This is a genomic window from Streptococcus sp. HMSC10A01, assembly GCF_001807785.1.
GTDB classification, from domain to species: Bacteria; Bacillota; Bacilli; order Lactobacillales; family Streptococcaceae; genus Streptococcus; species Streptococcus gordonii.
This window is the reverse complement of sequence record NZ_KV790961.1, coordinates 58,147-75,419: the sequence shown is the minus strand read 5'-3', so window position 1 is coordinate 75,419 and position 17,273 is coordinate 58,147. Positions and strand designations below refer to the sequence as shown.

The window sequence follows — 17,273 nt, the reverse complement described above, 5'->3', positions numbered from 1 at the left end:
TTTACATACCTTCTAAATCTTTTAATTTCACCGAAACAATCTTCGACACACCGGACTCCTGCATGGTCACTCCATAAATGGAGTCAGCTGCTGACATGGTCCCTTTTCGGTGGGTAACAACGATAAACTGACTCTCCTTATCAAAGCGGTTGAGATAATCCCCAAAACGTTTAACATTTGCTTCATCCAAGGCCGCTTCAACTTCATCCAAAATAACAAAAGGAATGGTTTTCACTCGAATAATGGAGAAGAGCAAAGCGAGAGCTGACAAGGCCTTTTCCCCACCACTCATGAGATTGAGGGACTGGATCTTCTTGCCAGGTGGCTGCACCGAAATTTCAACTCCAGCTGTCAAAAGGTCACCTTCTGTTAAGATTAAATCTGCCGATCCTCCACCAAACATTTGTTTGAAGGTCATTTTAAAGCTTTCACGAATAGCCTCAAAGGTTGACTTGAAACGTTCCTTGACTTCATCGTTCATTTCTTCGATGGTTGTCAAGAGAAGATTCTTAGCGGACAAGACATCATTTCGTTGTGTATTGAGAAAGTCCAAACGATTTTTTACTTCATCAAATTGTTCAACAGCATCCAGGTTTACTGGGCCAAGCGCACGTATAGATCGTTCCAAGTCTTTGACTTGCCCTTCCGATACTGCTAAGTTTTCGAGAGGACGAGCCTTCTGATTGGCTTCGTCAAAACTCATTTGATATTCTTCCGTCAGACTGGTTAAGAGACGACGCAAAACATCAGTAATCTTTTCTTTTTCAGCCTCAGCCTTGGCCTGATTACGTATCAATTCTTCATTTTGCTTACGAGCCTGATCCAAATGGCTGAGAATGTCTTCAGACTGACCTTCCAAATCTTCCAATTCAAATTTCAGGCGAATCAGTCCTTGGTTTAAGTCTGTCTTTTCTTGATTTGCAGTCTTCAACTGATCTTCTAGAACTGCAATGTCCACCTTTTGGAGACTGGATTCTTTTTGTTCCATTAAGAGTTCTAGAGTAGACTGTTCTTTGACTAAAGCTATTTTTTCTTCTTCCAAACGTTCTAAGTCATTTTTCTCAAAACGTTGGAGAGAGGTCAGCTCAGTCCGAGATAGTTTTAAGTCTGACAATTTATTGGAAAGTTTATCAAAACGTTCTTGAACAGCATCTTTATTCGATTTAACCTGCTCAATTTCCTGTGTCACATCCAATTTAGCCTGTTCAATTTCTACTAAACGAGCCTGCAATTTGGCTTGTTCGCCAGAAATATCTAAGCCAGACAACCTTGCCAATTCTTGCTCTTGCATATCTTTCAGATTCGTCAGCTCTTCCACTCGCTTTGCAATTTGCTCATAAGCTAAACTAGCTTTTTGTTCTGCCAAGCGGGCGCTTTCGCCATCTTCCTTGATTTGATCTAAGACATGCTTAGCTTGACTCAGTTGATTGTGTAGGATTTGGACAGTCTCTTCTTTTTCCTTCAATTGGACATCTTTTTCCTTTATATCAGACAAAAGAGCGTCCAATTCCGGTTTGATAAAGATCGTATTGTTGTTTCTATTTGCTCCACCAGCGTAGGAACCACCTGTTCGCAGTTCTGTCCCGTCTAGAGTGACTATTCTGACTTGGTAACGAACCTGACGGGCCGCAGCTCCTGCATTGTCTACCGTATCAAAAATGGCTGTCGTCCCAAGCAGATTTTGGAAGATGGTATCCAAGCTTGCATCATAAGTGACCAGCGAAGATGCCAAACCAAGGAAACCTTTACTAGACTCAATGCTTGTCCGATAATGATCAGCTAGCTGACGCGGTTTAATCGTTGTCAGTGGTAAGAAAGTTGCCCGACCAGCTCGATTCTTCTTCAAGAAATCAATTGCTCTTGTAGCAGCTGCTTCATCTTCGACAATGATATTTTGACTGCTAGCTCCTAAAGCAATCTCAAGAGCTGTCTGATAATGCGGATCAAAACTTAATTTTTCACTAACAGCACCAACAATCCCACCTAAGCGTTCAGACTCCTGCAAGACACTTTTTACACCTGCATAAAAGTTACTATGATTTTTAAGAATAGCTTCCAAACTTGCAGAACGAGCCTTCTTATTTTTCAAATCATCCAACAAATCAAACATGGCTTTTTGTTGATTTTGGTAACTTGTCTGCAGTTCTTGTACTTTTTCCACCTGCGCCTGGTAAGCATTCAATAAGTCTTTAAGATTCTTCCGAGCTGTTTCTAACTCTTCTATATGGGCTGTTTCAGCCTTTTGGCTTTCTAACAAGTCCCTTTTAATTTTTTCAAAATCAGCCTGTTTGCTCTCATTTAGTTTCAACTGATTAGCCTGACGGCTTTCCAAAGCAGTCAAATCATTGGATAAATCGGCCTCTTCTTTCATGAGTTTGACATATTGATCTCGTAAATGCTCAATCAATTGATCAGGATCCTCAGAAAAATCGGCAATCTCTTTTTCTAGCTCAGCCATTTCCTGCTGATTCTTGTCCAATTTTTCTGCAATAAGAGCCAGATTTTCAGTCTTAGCCTTACAATCTTGCTCTGTTTGCTCCAACTTCTCTACTAATGTAGCCAAACGAGCCTCATTCTCTTTACGGCTACTTGCTGCCTGACTCGACTCTAACTTAGAGAGATCAATTTGTCGTTCCAAATCACTAATCAGACGAGTTAATTCGAGTAGCTTAGCTTGGTCGGCCGCCAAGGTCTGGTTAAGCTCATGACGCTTGGATTTGAGATCTTGGTTCTCCAATTCCAATTCATCGCGTTTGCTATAATAGGCTGACAGCTCTTCCTGAATCTTGGCCAAATCCTCCTCTGCCTGGTTCAGCTTTTCCTTATTGGCGATCATTTGAGCAACTAAGACATCTAGGTAAAGTTCCCGCCTTTCTTGATCTAACTCCAAAAAGCGTTTAGCAGTTTGTGCTTGTTTCTCTAAAGGTTTGATTTGCCCATCCAATTCGTAAATAATATCTTCCAAGCGGTCCAAATTGTCTTGGGTTTGAGCCAATTTACTCTCGGTTTCCTTACGACGCGTCTTATATTTCAGTACGCCCGCAGCTTCTTCAAAAATAGCACGTCGCTCCTCCGGCTTACTGTTAAAGATTTCTTCTACCTTACCTTGGGAAATAATAGAGAAGGAATCCCGTCCAAGCCCAGTGTCCATAAAGAGATCATGAACATCACGCAAACGAACCTTTTTACCATCTATTTTGTACTCACTATCACCACTGCGATAAATATGACGCTCTACTCTAATCTCCTTAGCTACATTCTTGATAAATTGGTCGCTATTATCAAGAACCACTACTACAGACGCATAATTAAGGGGCTTGCGTGTTTCTGTCCCTGCAAAAATGACATCGGGCATCTTACCACCACGCAAACTCTTAACACTGGATTCTCCCAAAGCCCAGCGAAGACTTTCTGTAATATTGGACTTACCTGAACCATTGGGGCCGACAACTGCTGTTACCCCTTGGTCAAAAACTACCTTTGTTTTATCCGCAAAAGATTTAAAACCCTGGATTTCAATTTCTTTTAAATACATGAATGATTTTCCTTTTCAAAGGCATTCTTAGCAGCCTCTTGTTCTGCCAGCTTTTTAGAACGCCCTTGGCCTTTTCCTACTAAACGGCCGTCAACCGAAACGCTAACCTCAAAATTTTTGGCATGAGCTGGCCCAGATTCAGACACGACTTGATAAAGAATTTCTACATCTCCATTAGACTGAAGTAACTCTTGCAATTTTGTCTTATAGTCTGTCACCTGCTCAAAATCTCCTGCCTCCACCTTAGGAATCATGACTTGATAAATAAAGTCCTTCACAACTTCCAAGCCTTTATCAAGTAACAAAGCTCCTAAGAAAGCTTCAAACAAGTCCCCTAAAATCGTTTCGCGCTCACGGCCCCCAGATTTTTCTTCTCCCTTACCCAGCTTGATGAAGAGATCAAACTGACAATCACGACTAAAACCCGCCAAACTTTCCTCACGAACAATCGTTGAACGAAGCTTAGTCAAATCTCCTTCAGGTCTCTTGGGGTATTTTTCAAATAAATACTCAGAGATAATTAATTGCAGAACAGCGTCTCCTAAAAATTCCAGGCGTTCATTGTGTGAAATTTTTAAGAGGCGGTGTTCATTGGCATAGCTTGTATGAGTAAAAGCTGTTTCTAGCAATGAAACATCCTTAAAAACCAAGCCAAATCGATCAAACAAAAGGTTTTCTAATTTTTTCATAAACCTCTACCTGTGTTCAAACTGATAAACACAAGTCCAATCCTTTCTATCTTTATAGCAAAGTAGAGTAGAAAGACACTCTTAACAAAGGGTAAAAGCAAGTCCCACTGCTCTTTAAATCTTCTATTAGAAAGAAGACTGCACAGCTACTATTATACCAAAAATTAAATTTTCCTGCCCTCTTTTTCTTGCTTTAGGCAAAGGAAAAAAGACAATTATAACAATTGTCTTTTCTATAGTTATTCCTTATCAGGAATGACCTTAAATAAGTAGTAGGTGATAAAAATTGTTAGGGCAAATAGACCGATTTTTACAAGTACAAGAGGAGCAAAAAATATAGAAATGCCCATCAAAATGTAGATGGATACAATAATCTTTTTCTTACGCTCCTTGGCAATCGATCCTGTCTCCCGAAAATCCGCCACATAAATCTGATACATTTTTGTATGATAGAGCCAATTTTCAAAACGTTTGGAACTCCGAGAGAAGCAAGCTATGGACAAGAGCAAAAAAGGCGTTGTGGGCAAGATTGGAAGAAGAATTCCAACAACACCCAGCCCCAAAGACACAAGCCCAACAAGAAAATAAATGGGACGCATAAAATCTCCTAGTAATTTTTCATTTTCAATATGATTAAATTGATGTCAGAGGCGTAGCCGTATCAGGAGAAGTATCCAAAACTTGAAAATCATGATTGACTGCCAAGTCAGCTTGAGCCAGCTGATTAACCATAGTCATATGAGCCAGCTCCTTGATATTATTCTCCTTACTCAAGTGACCTAGATAAATCTTTTTGGTACGGTTCCCCAAGGTTCGAATCATCGTATCAGCACCATCTTCATTAGATAAATGCCCTTTATCAGATAAAATACGTTGCTTAAGACTCCAAGGGTAAGCTCCACTACGCAAAATTTCTACATCATGATTACTCTCAATCAAGTAACCATCAGCATTTTCAACTACTCCAGCCATACGGTCACTCACATAGCCCGTATCCGTCAGCATGACAAAGCTTTTATCGTCTTTCATAAACCGATAAAATTGTGGTGCCGCCGCATCATGGCTAACACCAAAACTTTCAATATCTATATCACCAAAAGTCATAACCTTACCCATTTCAAAAATATGCTTTTGGCTGATATCAATTTTCCCTAAGGCACTATCCATAGCTTTCCAAGTATCTTCATTAGCATAGATATCTAAATTATACTTGCGGGCTAAGACCCCAACACCATGAATGTGATCCTTATGTTCATGAGTTACTAAAATAGCATCTAAATCTTCTGGTTTACGATTAATTTCACTTAGGAGACTAGTAATTTTTTTACCAGATAGTCCCGCATCCACCAAAATCTTCTTTTTATCTGTTTCTAAATAAAAACAATTACCGCTAGATCCAGATGCTAAAATGCTATACTTAAAACCTTCCTTAGTCATCTTTACTTTCTACTTCTTCACTTTCCCAGCCATCATCCAAAACAGCATCCTTATCATACGGCAGGACAATTGTAAAAGTTGATCCGACTTCATACTCACTCTTGGCCCAGATAAAGCCATGGTGCTGCTTGATGATTTCTTTTGCAATCGCAAGTCCTAAGCCCGTTCCGCCTTGCGCACGGCTTCGAGCCTTATCCACTCGATAAAAACGGTCAAAGATCTTAGGCAGGTCTTTCTTAGGAATTCCCAATCCTTCATCAGAAATTGAAATAATCAACTGATCTTCAGTCGTTTTCATTCCTACAGTAATCTTTCCACCATCTGGAGAATACTTGATAGCATTATTCATGATATTATCAATGACCTGCGTCATTTTATCAGTATCAATTTCAACCCATATAGGTGTGATTGGATAATCTCGTACAATCTCATATTTTTTGGTTTCATCCTGACTTTTAATCTTATCAAAACGATTCAAAATAAAAGTGATAAAGGCTGTAAAATTAGTTAATTCTACATCCAAATGACTACTATCATTATCAATCCTTGATAAGCTAAGCAAATCAGAAACCATCCGCATCATTCGGTTCGTTTCAGTAAGAGAAACTTTAACAAATTCAGGTGCAACTGGCTCAGAAAGAGCGCCCTCATCCAAAGCTTCTAGGTAAGACTTAACACTTGTCAAAGGGGTACGGAGCTCATGACTAACATTTGATACAAAAAGTCGACGTTCCCGCTCCTCTTTTTCCTGTTCCGTCGTATCGTGCAGAACAGCTACCAAACCAGAGATAAAACCAGATTCCCTACGAACCAAGGCAAAACGAACACGCAGACTTAAATATTCTCCATTTTCATCCTGTGAATCAATCGTCAATTCCGGCATCTTGGTAATTAAATCTCGCAGATCATATTCATCCGCAATATCCAACAAGTCCAATATACTTGTATTTTGGACTTCCTCTGGATCAACACCTAGTTGCTTAGAAGCCATATCATTAATCATGATAATCTGACCTCGACGATTAGTTGCCAAAACCCCATCTGTCATGTAGGACAGGATACTAGTCAAACGTTTGGTTTCTTGCTCCAGATTTTCTTGTGTTAATCTAGTCACCTCAGACAAATCATTTATACTATTGGTCATATCCGTAATTTCTGGACTGCCCTGCATATCCAGAACCTCGGAATAGTCTCCTGCGATTAAATCTTTGATCTTTTGATTGAGCAGGCGAAGTTGGCGATTATCCCTTCGATTCTCTAAAAAGAGCAGGGCAACTACCAAAATAAAACCTAAAACAATTAAAACAAAAACAAAATCTACAGAAAACACAAATTGTCTAATATTTTCAATCATTGTTTCTCATATAGTAGCCAACACCACGACGAGTTAAAATATACTCTGGTCGGCTTGGCGTATCTTCAATCTTTTCACGTAAACGGCGAATCGTCACATCAACAGTACGTACATCACCAAAATAATCATAACCCCAAACTGTCTCTAACAGGTGTTCGCGTGTCATTACTTGACCAACATGACTAGCCAAATGGTAGAGTAATTCAAACTCACGATGGGTTAATTCTAGTTCCTCGCCATGTTTCTTAGCAACAAAAGCATCTGGTAAAATTTGCAATTCGCCCACTGTCAACTCATTTGAACCCTTTTCACTTTCTTGGGTATCTACAGCAAATTCTGAACGTCGCAAAATAGCCTTGACACGAGCTTGGAGCTCACGGTTAGAGAAAGGCTTGGTCACATAGTCGTCTGCTCCAATTTCGAGGCCGATAACTTTATCAAACTCACTATCTTTAGCAGATAGGACAATAATTGGAACGTTACTGGTCTTCCGAATGGTACGTGCTACTTCTAGCCCGTCCAACTCTGGCAACATCAAATCCAAAATCAAAATATCTGGATTTTCAGCTTCAAACATCTCAAGAGCTTCACGACCGTCAAAAGCAGTAACAACTTCATAGCCCTCTTTTACCATATTAAATTTTATAATATCTGAAATTGGTTTTTCATCATCTACAACTAATATTTTCTTCATATCTTTCACCTTTTTTTCTGTCTCTTTTATTATAACAAACTTTCTTAAAATAGACTAATTTCCCCAATTAAAAATACTATTCTTTATCTTACAATTTAAAGACATTCGTGACAATGCTGTAAAAAATTAGCTCATAAAAAAATCTAAAAATAAACTGTCAAAAAATGAGATTACAAAAAGAACCCGCAAAGCGAGTTCTTGATAATTATTTTTCAACGCGTGATTTGTTGGCGATATCAGCTAGGATAGCTTCAACAAATTCGTCTACTGCTACCGTATGTGTTTCTTTTTGGCCGTAGCGACGAACGTTGACTGTTCCGTCTTCCATTTCCTTGTCCCCAACGATCAATTGGTAAGGGATCTTGCTGGTTTGTGAAGCACGAATCTTGAACTGCATTTTTTCATTACGCTCATCCACATCAGCACGGACACCGCGGTCACGGAGTTTCTTAGCCACTTCCCAAGCGTAGTCCACGTGTTTTTCGTTAGAAACGGGGATGAGGGTCACTTGATGTGGTGCAAGCCATGTTGGGAATGCACCCTTGTAGTTCTCAATCAAGATAGCTGTGAAGCGTTCCATAGTTGAGATAACCCCACGGTGGATCATAACTGGACGGTGCTCTTCACCATCAGCTCCGATGTATTTGAGGTCAAAGCGTTCTGGAAGCAAAAAGTCGAGTTGGATAGTCGAAAGGGTCTCTTCTTTTCCAAGGGCCGTCTTAACTTGGATATCGAGTTTTGGTCCATAGAAGGCTGCTTCACCTTCAGCTTCAAAGTAGTCAACACCCATTTCATCAAGGGCTGCACGAAGCATGGTTTGGGCATTTTCCCACATTTCATCGTTGTCAAAGTACTTGTGAGTATCTTGAGGGTCACGAAGAGAGAGACGGAAGCGGTACTCAGTCAAGTTGAAGTCTTCGTAAACATCGATAATCAACTGAAGGGCACGTTGGAATTCTTCTTGGATTTGTTCAGGAGTAACAAAGAGGTGACCGTCATTAAGAGACATTTCACGCACACGTTGAAGACCAGTGAGGGCACCAGATTTCTCGTAGCGGTGCATCATACCGATTTCAGCGATACGGATTGGCAATTCACGGTAAGAATGAACATGGTGTTTGAAGACTTGGATGTGGTGTGGGCAGTTCATTGGACGAAGGACAAACTCTTCACCGTCTCCCATGTCCATAGTTGGGAACATATCTTCACGGTAGTGATCCCAGTGACCAGAAGTTTTATAAAGCTCTACTGATGCAAGTGGTGGAGTGTAAACATGTTGGTAGCCTGCAGCGATTTCCTTGTCGACAATGTAGCGTTCCAATTCACGACGGATAGTCGCACCGTTTGGCAACCAGAATGGCAGACCTTGTCCAACCTCTTGTGAAATCATGAAGAGGTCAAGTTCTTTACCAAGTTTACGGTGGTCACGTTCTTTGGCTTCTTCACGCATTTGAAGGTAGTTCTTCAAGTCTTTCTTGTCAAACCAAGCTGTACCATAGATCCGTTGCATCATAGCGTTGTCGCTATTTCCACGCCAGTAAGCACCTGCTACATGGAGAAGGTGGAAGATTTGGATGCGACCAGTTGATGGGACGTGAGGTCCACGGCAGAGGTCCACGTATTCACCCTGACGGTAGATAGTCAAACCACCTTCGTCTTCAGAGTGTTCTTCGATCAATTCCAACTTGTAAGGGTCGTTCTTAAAGATTTCACGTGCCTCGTCTTTGGTAACTTCCTCGCGAATAGATGGGAAGTTTTCCTTGACGATCTTCTTCATTTCTTCTTCGATACGAGGAAGGTCTTCGTTAGAGATTTGACCAGCTGTGTTGTCCGTATCGTAGTAGAAACCATCTTCGATAGCTGGACCAACCCCCAAGTGAATATCTGGGAAAAGACGACGAGCTGCTTGAGCAAACAAGTGAGCAGCTGAATGGCGCAAGATTGGAAGGGCATCTTCGTGATCAGGTGTCACGATTTCGATGGAACCATCTTCGGTGATAGCACGAGTCGTGTCGATGAGTTTGCCGTTGAATTTACCTGCCAAGGCTTTTTTCGCTAGGGAATTGCTAATGCTTTGTGCAATTTCAAAAGTTGTAACGCCAGATTCGAATTCACGAACAGCGCCATCTGGGAAAGTAATCTTAATCATGGTTTTCTCCTTTAAAAAATTATCGTATTTTTATAACTGAGGTTTGAAGGAATGGGGAAACTAGCTATTTACAATGAATGATATCAATTGATTATCTAAGCAAATGATAGTTTAACTTTCTCATTCTAAAGAAAAAGAAAGCTGTAGAAATAAATAGATAGCATACCAAAGAAAGGATTAAAGACAAGTATTGCTCATCAGTCATCTCACCTTCCATGTATATCCTTATCGGATAGCTTTTTATCGCATTGACCAAATAGATAGCAGCTGTCAAACTTAAAAGATATCCCGTTATAATGAGTTTCTTGTTGTTGAAAAACATTAAGATACCAAGAAAGGGGGCAAGGAAGGGCAAGAGAGGAATGAGTAGAAAAAATGAAAAGACGACAATATACTCTAAACCCCATAGGCTGAGAGTTTTCATTAGCCATACATAGACTATAAGGAAGGTACAAGTCATCATCCAAGATAAATATTTCTTCAAATCTATTACCTCATTCAGCTCTTAGCTAAATTTCATTTTAACTTTGTCGTAACTATTCTCCATACAAAAAGCGACATCCTCGAAAGGACGTCGCAACGTGGTTCCACCTTCATTTATGTTCCTCAAAAAAGAGGGACACCTCTGATTGGCTCTAACGTAGCCACCGTTTTATGTTTTCATAAAATCCAGTAGAGTAGTCCCAACTGCATCCTCTACGCGATTTCCAGCTCCACGCGCTCTCTAAAAGATTTCCTGCAGGTGATATGTCTCTAGGAAACATTATAGCACGATTGAAAAAATTTGCAAGAACTTTTACATTTTTCTAGCTTCGCTTTTTTTCTTTCTCAAATGATAAAACAAATGGCCTAATCCATTACCAGCCAGTGAAGAAAGAAAATAAACCAAGTGATAGAGAGGAATCCATTCTCCAAAGATAAAAATTGTCAGCAAAAACAGAAGGCCAACTAAAATAGAAAAATGCAATGAAAATCCATAAATTACTGCATATAGCAAGGATACTAATAGAGTGACAAGAGGTGAAAAGATAAGAATGTTTCCAACCACAAGGTTTTTACTTACCATTGAATCAAGTGGCAAATATATTAGCAAAATATCAAATATTAAATAGAAAAAAACAAGGGGAAGTAAGAAAAGAAATTCATTTTTTCAGTCTCTCATCCCCTCATCTCCTTTTCACCTTTCAAAGAATAAACTTATTCTAGGTATTTGCGAATTTTTCTGATTTGTTTTCTTGAAGCTTTAATCATCCGAGTTGAACCATTTACCGGAAGAAGGATAATTTTACCTGGCAGTTTTATCATTGATTTTGCAAAGCGCTTTGTTCTTGTTTCATCCGGCCTAATTTCATTTTGAAAATCTTTAGAAATCCCTAAATCCAGATAGAATTCATAGACACGGCGCCCAAAATTTTCTGCTGAAATTTCATAGAGTTTATCTGCCAATCTCTCTTCGTCCATTTTAGGCGTTGTCATAACTGCTTCTAAAATAGCACCAGATAGGTCGTTATCCTCATAATAAAGTGTCCCAAACATTTTATCCGTCACAACATTATCTAGATAAGGATTGCCGTGGGCAATAATCGGTGTACCACTGGCAATACTTTCCAAATATGTTAGTCCCTGCGTCTCACTAGTTGAGGCAGAGATAAAGAAATCAGCCGCCTTATAGTAAAGGGCAGTTTCATTTGGAGGTATCATGCCTGTGAAAATAATAGAATCAGTAATACCTAAACTCTCAGCCTGTTCCTTCAAGTCCGACAAATAAGGGCCGTCTCCTGCCACTACCAATTTTACAGTAGCATTTTCTTTTAAGACATCTGGTAAAGCTGCAATAACTGCTTGAATATTTTTCTCATAAGAAACTCGAGACAAACTGAGCAACATAGTTTCTGAGTCATCGATTGCCAGTTTCTTTCGTAAATCTTCAATATGATCTTTGGTGATTTCAGGTCGTTCAAACTTAGCCAAATCAATCCCTGTAGGAATGACCCTCTTTTCAGTTGTAACCTTGTAGCGTGTTAACAAATCATAGACGATCTCACTAGGACAAATCACACCATCCATATCATTCAAAAAACCACGGACGATATACTTAACCATACTAGGCCGAATCAGCATTCCATTTGCAATATAGCGGACGTAATCTTCATATTGAGTATGATAGGTATGCAGGACAGGAATCTTTAATTCCTTAGCAATCCAGACTCCTAACAATCCCAATGAAAATTCAGTCTGTGTGTGAATGATATCAAGCTGATACTGGCGAGCAATCTCTAAAGCCTTAGAAAAACCGCGGTATGCAACCCGACGATCTTTAAAGGCAAAAAAGGGAACACTCGGTATCCGAATAATCTGCCAATCCTCATAACGATTCACGTCTTTATCAGTTGTCGTAAAGATAAAAACAGTATGTCCTTGCTTTTCAAGTTCCGTCTTCAAAGTACGAATACTCGTCGCTACACCCGAGACCTGAGGAAAATAGGTATCTGTAAAAAGACCAACGCGCATATTACATCTCCAATACTTTTCGATAGGCTTCTACTAGCTGATAGGCTACATCATCAATTGAACGACTTTGAGCCACTCGATAACCAGCTTCACGTTTATCAACTTGACCGTCTAGAACCTTTCGAAGTGACTCAACAAATTCATCAACATTATGACAAAGCTCAGCAGATTCTTCGCTAATCCATCCCTCATACACAGGAATATCTCGAAGGACAACATGTTGCTTGCTAGCTAGGGCTTCCAAGACCACAATACCTTCTGTCTCTTCGTAGGATGGGAAAAAGAAGGCATCACTTCCTGACATAGCTCCTTGAAAAACTGCTCCCTTAAAATAGCCAGGAAACTCCACATTAGAAGGATGATCTTTTTCTACTAATCTACGAATTGAAGCAGGGATCAACCACTTATTGATCGAACCTAGCCAAATAAAACGAACATCAGGCATCCTTCTAGCCACTTCAACAAAGTCTTCTATTCCTTTTCGCTTAAAATAGAGGCCTGCACAGACAACAACCTTTTGGCCTTCCTTAACCTGAAAATGTTCTCTAAAAACCTTTTCTTTTTTAGGATCTGCTTGGTATTTTCCAAGATCTATACCGTTTGAAACAGCAATAATCGGTGTCGTTACCCCGTAGCCTGCAATAAGCTTTTTAGAATACTCTGACGGTGTAATAACAAAGTCAGCCTTTTGATACATATGAGCCAGATACTTACCAAATAACGGTGCAAATAAATTTGACCCAATAAAAGAATTCTGAAAATCCTCCTTGGTAGAATGGCCATGCATAATAACCTTCTTCCCATGTCTCTTAGCAGCGTGCAAGAGAAGCAAGCTTCTTGGCCCGTAAGTATTAATATGGACCACATCATAATCACCTAAAATATCTGTCGTATACGGAATACCAGCTAGGTCCAAGGCATGCATTTGGTGTTGCAAAGCTCGACCAATACCAGATTTTTCTAGCACTGATTTTCCTTCTAAATACAATAAAACTTTCATAAATACTATTATACCTGAAAGCAGAAAAAAATTAAACTTTAAATGGCAAAAGCAGGTATGGATCTCTCAATCCTATTGCTTTTCTTGCCAATAAGTAGCCTCAAACTGCATACAAAAAAAGCCACCAAATGGTGACTTTAACTTTTATTTTCTAGTTGAGTCCCGTTCGTAAATACCATGAGACAGAACAACTTCACGTTCTTCCAACTCTTCTTTGTGCATAATCTTAGTCAGCATACGCATACTAATAGCACCTAAATCATATAAAGGCTGGCTGATAGTTGACAAATTTGGACGTGTATAGCGAGATATTTGTGAATCATCGCTAGTGATAATTTCAAAATCCTCTGGAATTTTTACTCCGCGATCAGCTAGTCCGTTTAAAAGACCAGCTGCCAGCTCATCACCTGTAACAAAAGCAGCCGTTGCTTTAGAAGCAATTACTCTTTCAGCTAAATTATAGCCATCATCATAGCTATACTTAGACTCAAAAACAAGACCTTCGCTGTATGACAGCTTTTTACTCTTAAGAGCCGTTTTATAACCGGATAAGCGTACTTTCCCATTGATATCATCAACTAAAGGTCCGCATACAAAAGCAATTTTTTTATTGCGCTTAGCAAGGAATGTGATAGCATCAATTGTAGCCTGTTTATAATCTATATTAACACTTGGCAATTGGTGCTCCACATCAATAGTTCCAGCTAAGACAACCGGCGTGCGTGAGCGTGAAAATTCTGAACGAATCTTTTCAGTAAGGTGGTAACCCATAAAGATAATACCATCTACTTGTTTCGAAAAGAGAGTGTTTACAACTGAAACTTCCTTATCATCATCCTCATCGCTGTTTGCTAGGACGATATTGTATTTATACATCTCAGCAATATCATCAATTCCTTTTGCTAGTGTTGAGAAATAACTATTTGTAATGCTTGGAATCACGACTCCAACTGTTGTAGTCTTCTTGCTAGCCAAACCGCGAGCCACTGCATTTGGACGATAATCAAGGCGATCAATTACTTCCAAAACTTTTTTTCGTGTGTTTTCTTTTACATTCTTGTTTCCATTAACTACACGACTAACTGTCGCCATAGAAACCCCTGCTTCACGGGCGACATCATAAATGGTTACTGTATCGTCTGTGTTCATATTGTTTCCTTTCCTAAATTTGAAAATAACGTTTTCATATTCCTACCAAGAACATTTTATCACTTCTTGGAAACACTTTCAAGCATTTTGATGAGTTTATTTGAAAACTCTTGCTTTTTTAGCCATTTTTTGCCAAAATAGAGGCATAGAAAGAAGGTTTCATTATGACAAAATTGAATCAAATTCGTAGTTTTCTTGAAAATGAGAAAAAAGACGCTGCAATCATTTCAGATCCAGTCACAATTCATTACTTAACCGGATTTTATAGTGACCCTCATGAACGTCAAATGTTTCTCTTTGTCTTCACAGATCAAGAACCTCTACTCTTTGTTCCCGCTTTAGAAGTAGAGCGTGCTTCTAGTACCGTTTCTTTTCCTGTAGTAGGTTATGTAGATTCTGAAAACCCTTGGAACAAAATTAAGGCTTCCCTACCGGTCGAAGGGGTTAAAGCTGTGGCTGTTGAATTTGATAACCTAATTTTAACTAAATATCACGGTTTGAAGACTGTCTTTGAACAGGCTGAATTTACAAACCTTACACCATTTATTCAACGGATGCGCCTGATTAAGTCTGCCGATGAAATCCAAAAAATGTTTGTAGCAGGCCAATATGCTGACAAAGCCGTTAACATTGGTTTTGACAATATTTCTTTAAATAAAACTGAAACAGACATCATTGCTCAGATTGATTTCGCCATCAAGCAAGAAGGCTATGAAATGAGTTTTGAAACTATGGTCCTAACTGGAAATAATGCAGCCAATCCTCATGGTATTCCAGGAGCAAACAAAATTGAAAACAATGCTCTCCTACTCTTTGACCTAGGATGTATGGTTAATGGCTATGCTAGTGATATGACACGGACCGTTGCGGTTGGCCAACCTGACCAGTTCAAAAAAGATATCTACCATCTAACTCTAGAAGCCCAGCAAGCTGCACTTGACTTTATCAAACCAGGTGTAACAGCCCATGAAGTAGACCGGGCTGCTCGACAAGTTATCGAAAAAGCTGGTTATGGTGAGTATTTCAACCACCGTCTTGGCCATGGTATCGGTATGGATGTTCATGAATTTCCATCTATCATGGAAGGTAATGACATGGTTATTGAAGAAGGTATGTGCTTCTCTGTTGAACCTGGTATTTACATTCCTGGCAAGGTCGGTGTCCGCATCGAAGATTGTGGTTATGTCACTAAAAACGGATTTGAACTCTTCACTGAAACTAGCAAGGACTTGCTCTACTTTGATTAGAATAACAAAAGGCGCCCATTGCGGTGCTTTTTTACTAGTTTGACATCTACTTAGTCTACTGTTACTCCGCCAAGTTCTATAGTTGAGACGAATTCCAATTTGAATACTCGGAACGAAGACATAAACTATAGACTTCTGTCTCTGGACTTTACTTGCAAATGAAAGATTACTTTTTCTTTGTTTCTATTCGTTATTGGATGAAATTTTTTTGGCACTTTCTGGATCCTCATTGTCCTCACTTTGAAACAGCAATTACAAGCCTGAACTCTATTGTTTGGGCTTTTTTTCTAAAAAATAAGAATCCTGAAAAACAGTCGACAACCATTTGATGAAATTTTTTAAATGAATAAATGATTAACGTATCAAATCATGTCTTCCCTTGCCCTTCTTTTTTTAAAATGTTATAATTTCATTAAATTGTCAGAATATTCTAATTTACTTTCGTTTTAAGGAGCCATCTATGTCCGTCAAGAAAGTCAAAAGTAGAGGCTATCTTCTCTATCTTACTCTCTTACTATTTCTCATTATATTTTTACTTTTTTCGTTGTTTTTATCAGTTTCTTTAGGAGCTGTTAAAATCAATTTGTTAGATACTTACCGGATTGTGTTCAGTAAGCTAGGCTGGTTCTCAGATATTGGTAACCTTTCCAAATCAAGTATCGCAATCATATGGAATATGCGAGTCCCAAGAGTACTCCTTGCCATTATTGCAGGATCTGGACTTTCTATCTGCGGGTGTGTGATGCAGTCCACAGTCAACAATCCCATTGCCGAACCTTACATTCTGGGGATTTCTTCAGGAGCTACTTTTGGAGCTACACTCAGTATCATTTTAGGCCTTAAAGCCTTCACTGGAGTTGCTGCTTTTACGGGAGCACTTCTAGCAACTGCTGCTGTTTTACTAATTGCGACTATACAAGGAAAGTCGACAACATCCAGTCTGATTCTTTCCGGTACAGTAGTTAACGCCCTCTTTATTGCCTTTGCTAATTTTATCATTTCTCTTGGCGCCAATGCTGATAGCGCCTTGACTATCAAATTTTGGACTATGGGTTCTCTGGCAGGGGCATCTTGGTCGAATCTAACTTTTCCTGCTTTCATTGTCAGTCTTTCCCTTTTGTTCTTTTGGTCTCAATATCGAATTTTTAACGCCATGACGATGGGGGAAGAAATTGCTTTAACATTGGGTGTGCCCTTACGCTTTTATTGGTATCTTTATATCACTATTGTCGCGATTATCACTGCTATGCTAGTAGCGTCTTGTGGAATTATTGGTTTTGTAGGATTGATCACTCCTCATTTAGCCAGAGCCCTAATAGGAAGCAATTATAAAGAAATCTTACCCATAGCCAGCCTTCTTGGAGCCCTCTTTATTCTTTGGGCCGATGTTTTTTCCAGGATTTTAATAAAAAACTCTGAACTTCCGATTGGTATTTTTACCGCTTTAGTAGGAGCTCCCTTTTTTATCTATATGGTTGCTAAAAGTCGAAAGGAGATGCTTAGTTGAG

General features: G+C 39.4%; 14 protein-coding genes. 2 read left to right on the top strand and 12 right to left on the bottom strand.

All coding sequences use genetic code 11. From position 1 onward, the window contains the following. Nucleotide 1: 1 nt before the first annotated feature. From smc to ccpA, 12 genes are all read right to left on the bottom strand, one after another. The gene (gene smc, locus HMPREF3108_RS00370) at nt 2–3,535 is read right to left on the bottom strand and encodes a chromosome segregation protein SMC (protein WP_070492853.1); all 3,534 of its coding nucleotides are present in this window, start codon (nt 3,533–3,535) and stop codon (nt 2–4) included. Next, nucleotides 3,526–4,224: a ribonuclease III gene (gene rnc, locus HMPREF3108_RS00365; protein ID WP_045502139.1), complete on the bottom strand. Its 699-nt coding sequence runs from the start codon at nt 4,222–4,224 to the stop codon at nt 3,526–3,528. Before rnc ends, smc begins: the two co-directional genes overlap by 10 nt. Nucleotides 4,225–4,463: 239 nt before the next feature. Continuing rightward, nucleotides 4,464–4,823 (bottom strand): YbaN family protein, encoded by a 360-nt coding sequence (locus tag HMPREF3108_RS00360; protein WP_048778539.1) that lies wholly within the window; start codon nt 4,821–4,823, stop codon nt 4,464–4,466. Nucleotides 4,824–4,857: 34 nt separating this feature from the next. Continuing rightward, nucleotides 4,858–5,661, bottom strand: a complete 804-nt coding sequence (locus HMPREF3108_RS00355) for an MBL fold metallo-hydrolase (protein ID WP_045502133.1) — start codon at nt 5,659–5,661, stop codon at nt 4,858–4,860. Next, nucleotides 5,654–7,015: a cell wall metabolism sensor histidine kinase VicK gene (gene vicK, locus HMPREF3108_RS00350; protein ID WP_008809003.1), complete on the bottom strand. Its 1,362-nt coding sequence runs from the start codon at nt 7,013–7,015 to the stop codon at nt 5,654–5,656. Before vicK ends, HMPREF3108_RS00355 begins: the two co-directional genes overlap by 8 nt. Then, entirely contained in the window at nt 7,008–7,709 is a 702-nt protein-coding gene (gene yycF / locus HMPREF3108_RS00345) for a response regulator YycF (RefSeq protein WP_008809004.1), read from the bottom strand. Before yycF ends, vicK begins: the two co-directional genes overlap by 8 nt. A 205-nt stretch (nt 7,710–7,914) precedes the next feature. Further along, nucleotides 7,915–9,858 carry a threonine--tRNA ligase gene (gene thrS, locus HMPREF3108_RS00340; protein ID WP_012000240.1) on the bottom strand — a complete coding sequence of 648 codons (1,944 nt, stop codon included), beginning with the start codon at nt 9,856–9,858 and terminating at the stop codon, nt 7,915–7,917. A 91-nt stretch (nt 9,859–9,949) separates the two neighbouring features. Next, nucleotides 9,950–10,321 carry a hypothetical protein gene (locus tag HMPREF3108_RS10860; protein ID WP_045773786.1) on the bottom strand — a complete coding sequence of 124 codons (372 nt, stop codon included), beginning with the start codon at nt 10,319–10,321 and terminating at the stop codon, nt 9,950–9,952. A 333-nt stretch (nt 10,322–10,654) separates the two neighbouring features. Continuing rightward, a complete protein-coding gene (locus tag HMPREF3108_RS00330; RefSeq protein WP_256262205.1) occupies nt 10,655–10,924 on the bottom strand; it encodes a hypothetical protein in 270 nt (89 codons plus the stop codon). Between the two features lie 131 nt (nt 10,925–11,055). Then, entirely contained in the window at nt 11,056–12,369 is a 1,314-nt protein-coding gene (locus HMPREF3108_RS00325; protein WP_048778536.1) for a glycosyltransferase family 4 protein, read from the bottom strand. A 1-nt stretch (nt 12,370) separates the two neighbouring features. Further along, nucleotides 12,371–13,369, bottom strand: a complete 999-nt coding sequence (locus HMPREF3108_RS00320) for an LTA glycolipid anchor biosynthesis glycosyltransferase, IagA/BgsA family (protein ID WP_048778535.1) — start codon at nt 13,367–13,369, stop codon at nt 12,371–12,373. Nucleotides 13,370–13,513: 144 nt separating this feature from the next. Next, complete coding sequence (ccpA, locus tag HMPREF3108_RS00315) at nt 13,514–14,518, bottom strand: catabolite control protein A (RefSeq protein ID WP_008809011.1); 1,005 nt, start codon at nt 14,516–14,518, stop codon at nt 13,514–13,516. Between the two features lie 164 nt (nt 14,519–14,682). On the opposite strand from ccpA, the gene HMPREF3108_RS00310 reads away from it, so the two are divergent. Continuing rightward, nucleotides 14,683–15,765 (top strand): M24 family metallopeptidase, encoded by a 1,083-nt coding sequence (locus HMPREF3108_RS00310; RefSeq protein ID WP_070492851.1) that lies wholly within the window; start codon nt 14,683–14,685, stop codon nt 15,763–15,765. 460 nt (nt 15,766–16,225) lie between these two features. Continuing rightward, nucleotides 16,226–17,272 carry a FecCD family ABC transporter permease gene (locus HMPREF3108_RS00305; protein WP_070492849.1) on the top strand — a complete coding sequence of 349 codons (1,047 nt, stop codon included), beginning with the start codon at nt 16,226–16,228 and terminating at the stop codon, nt 17,270–17,272. Nucleotide 17,273: the final 1 nt, after the last annotated feature.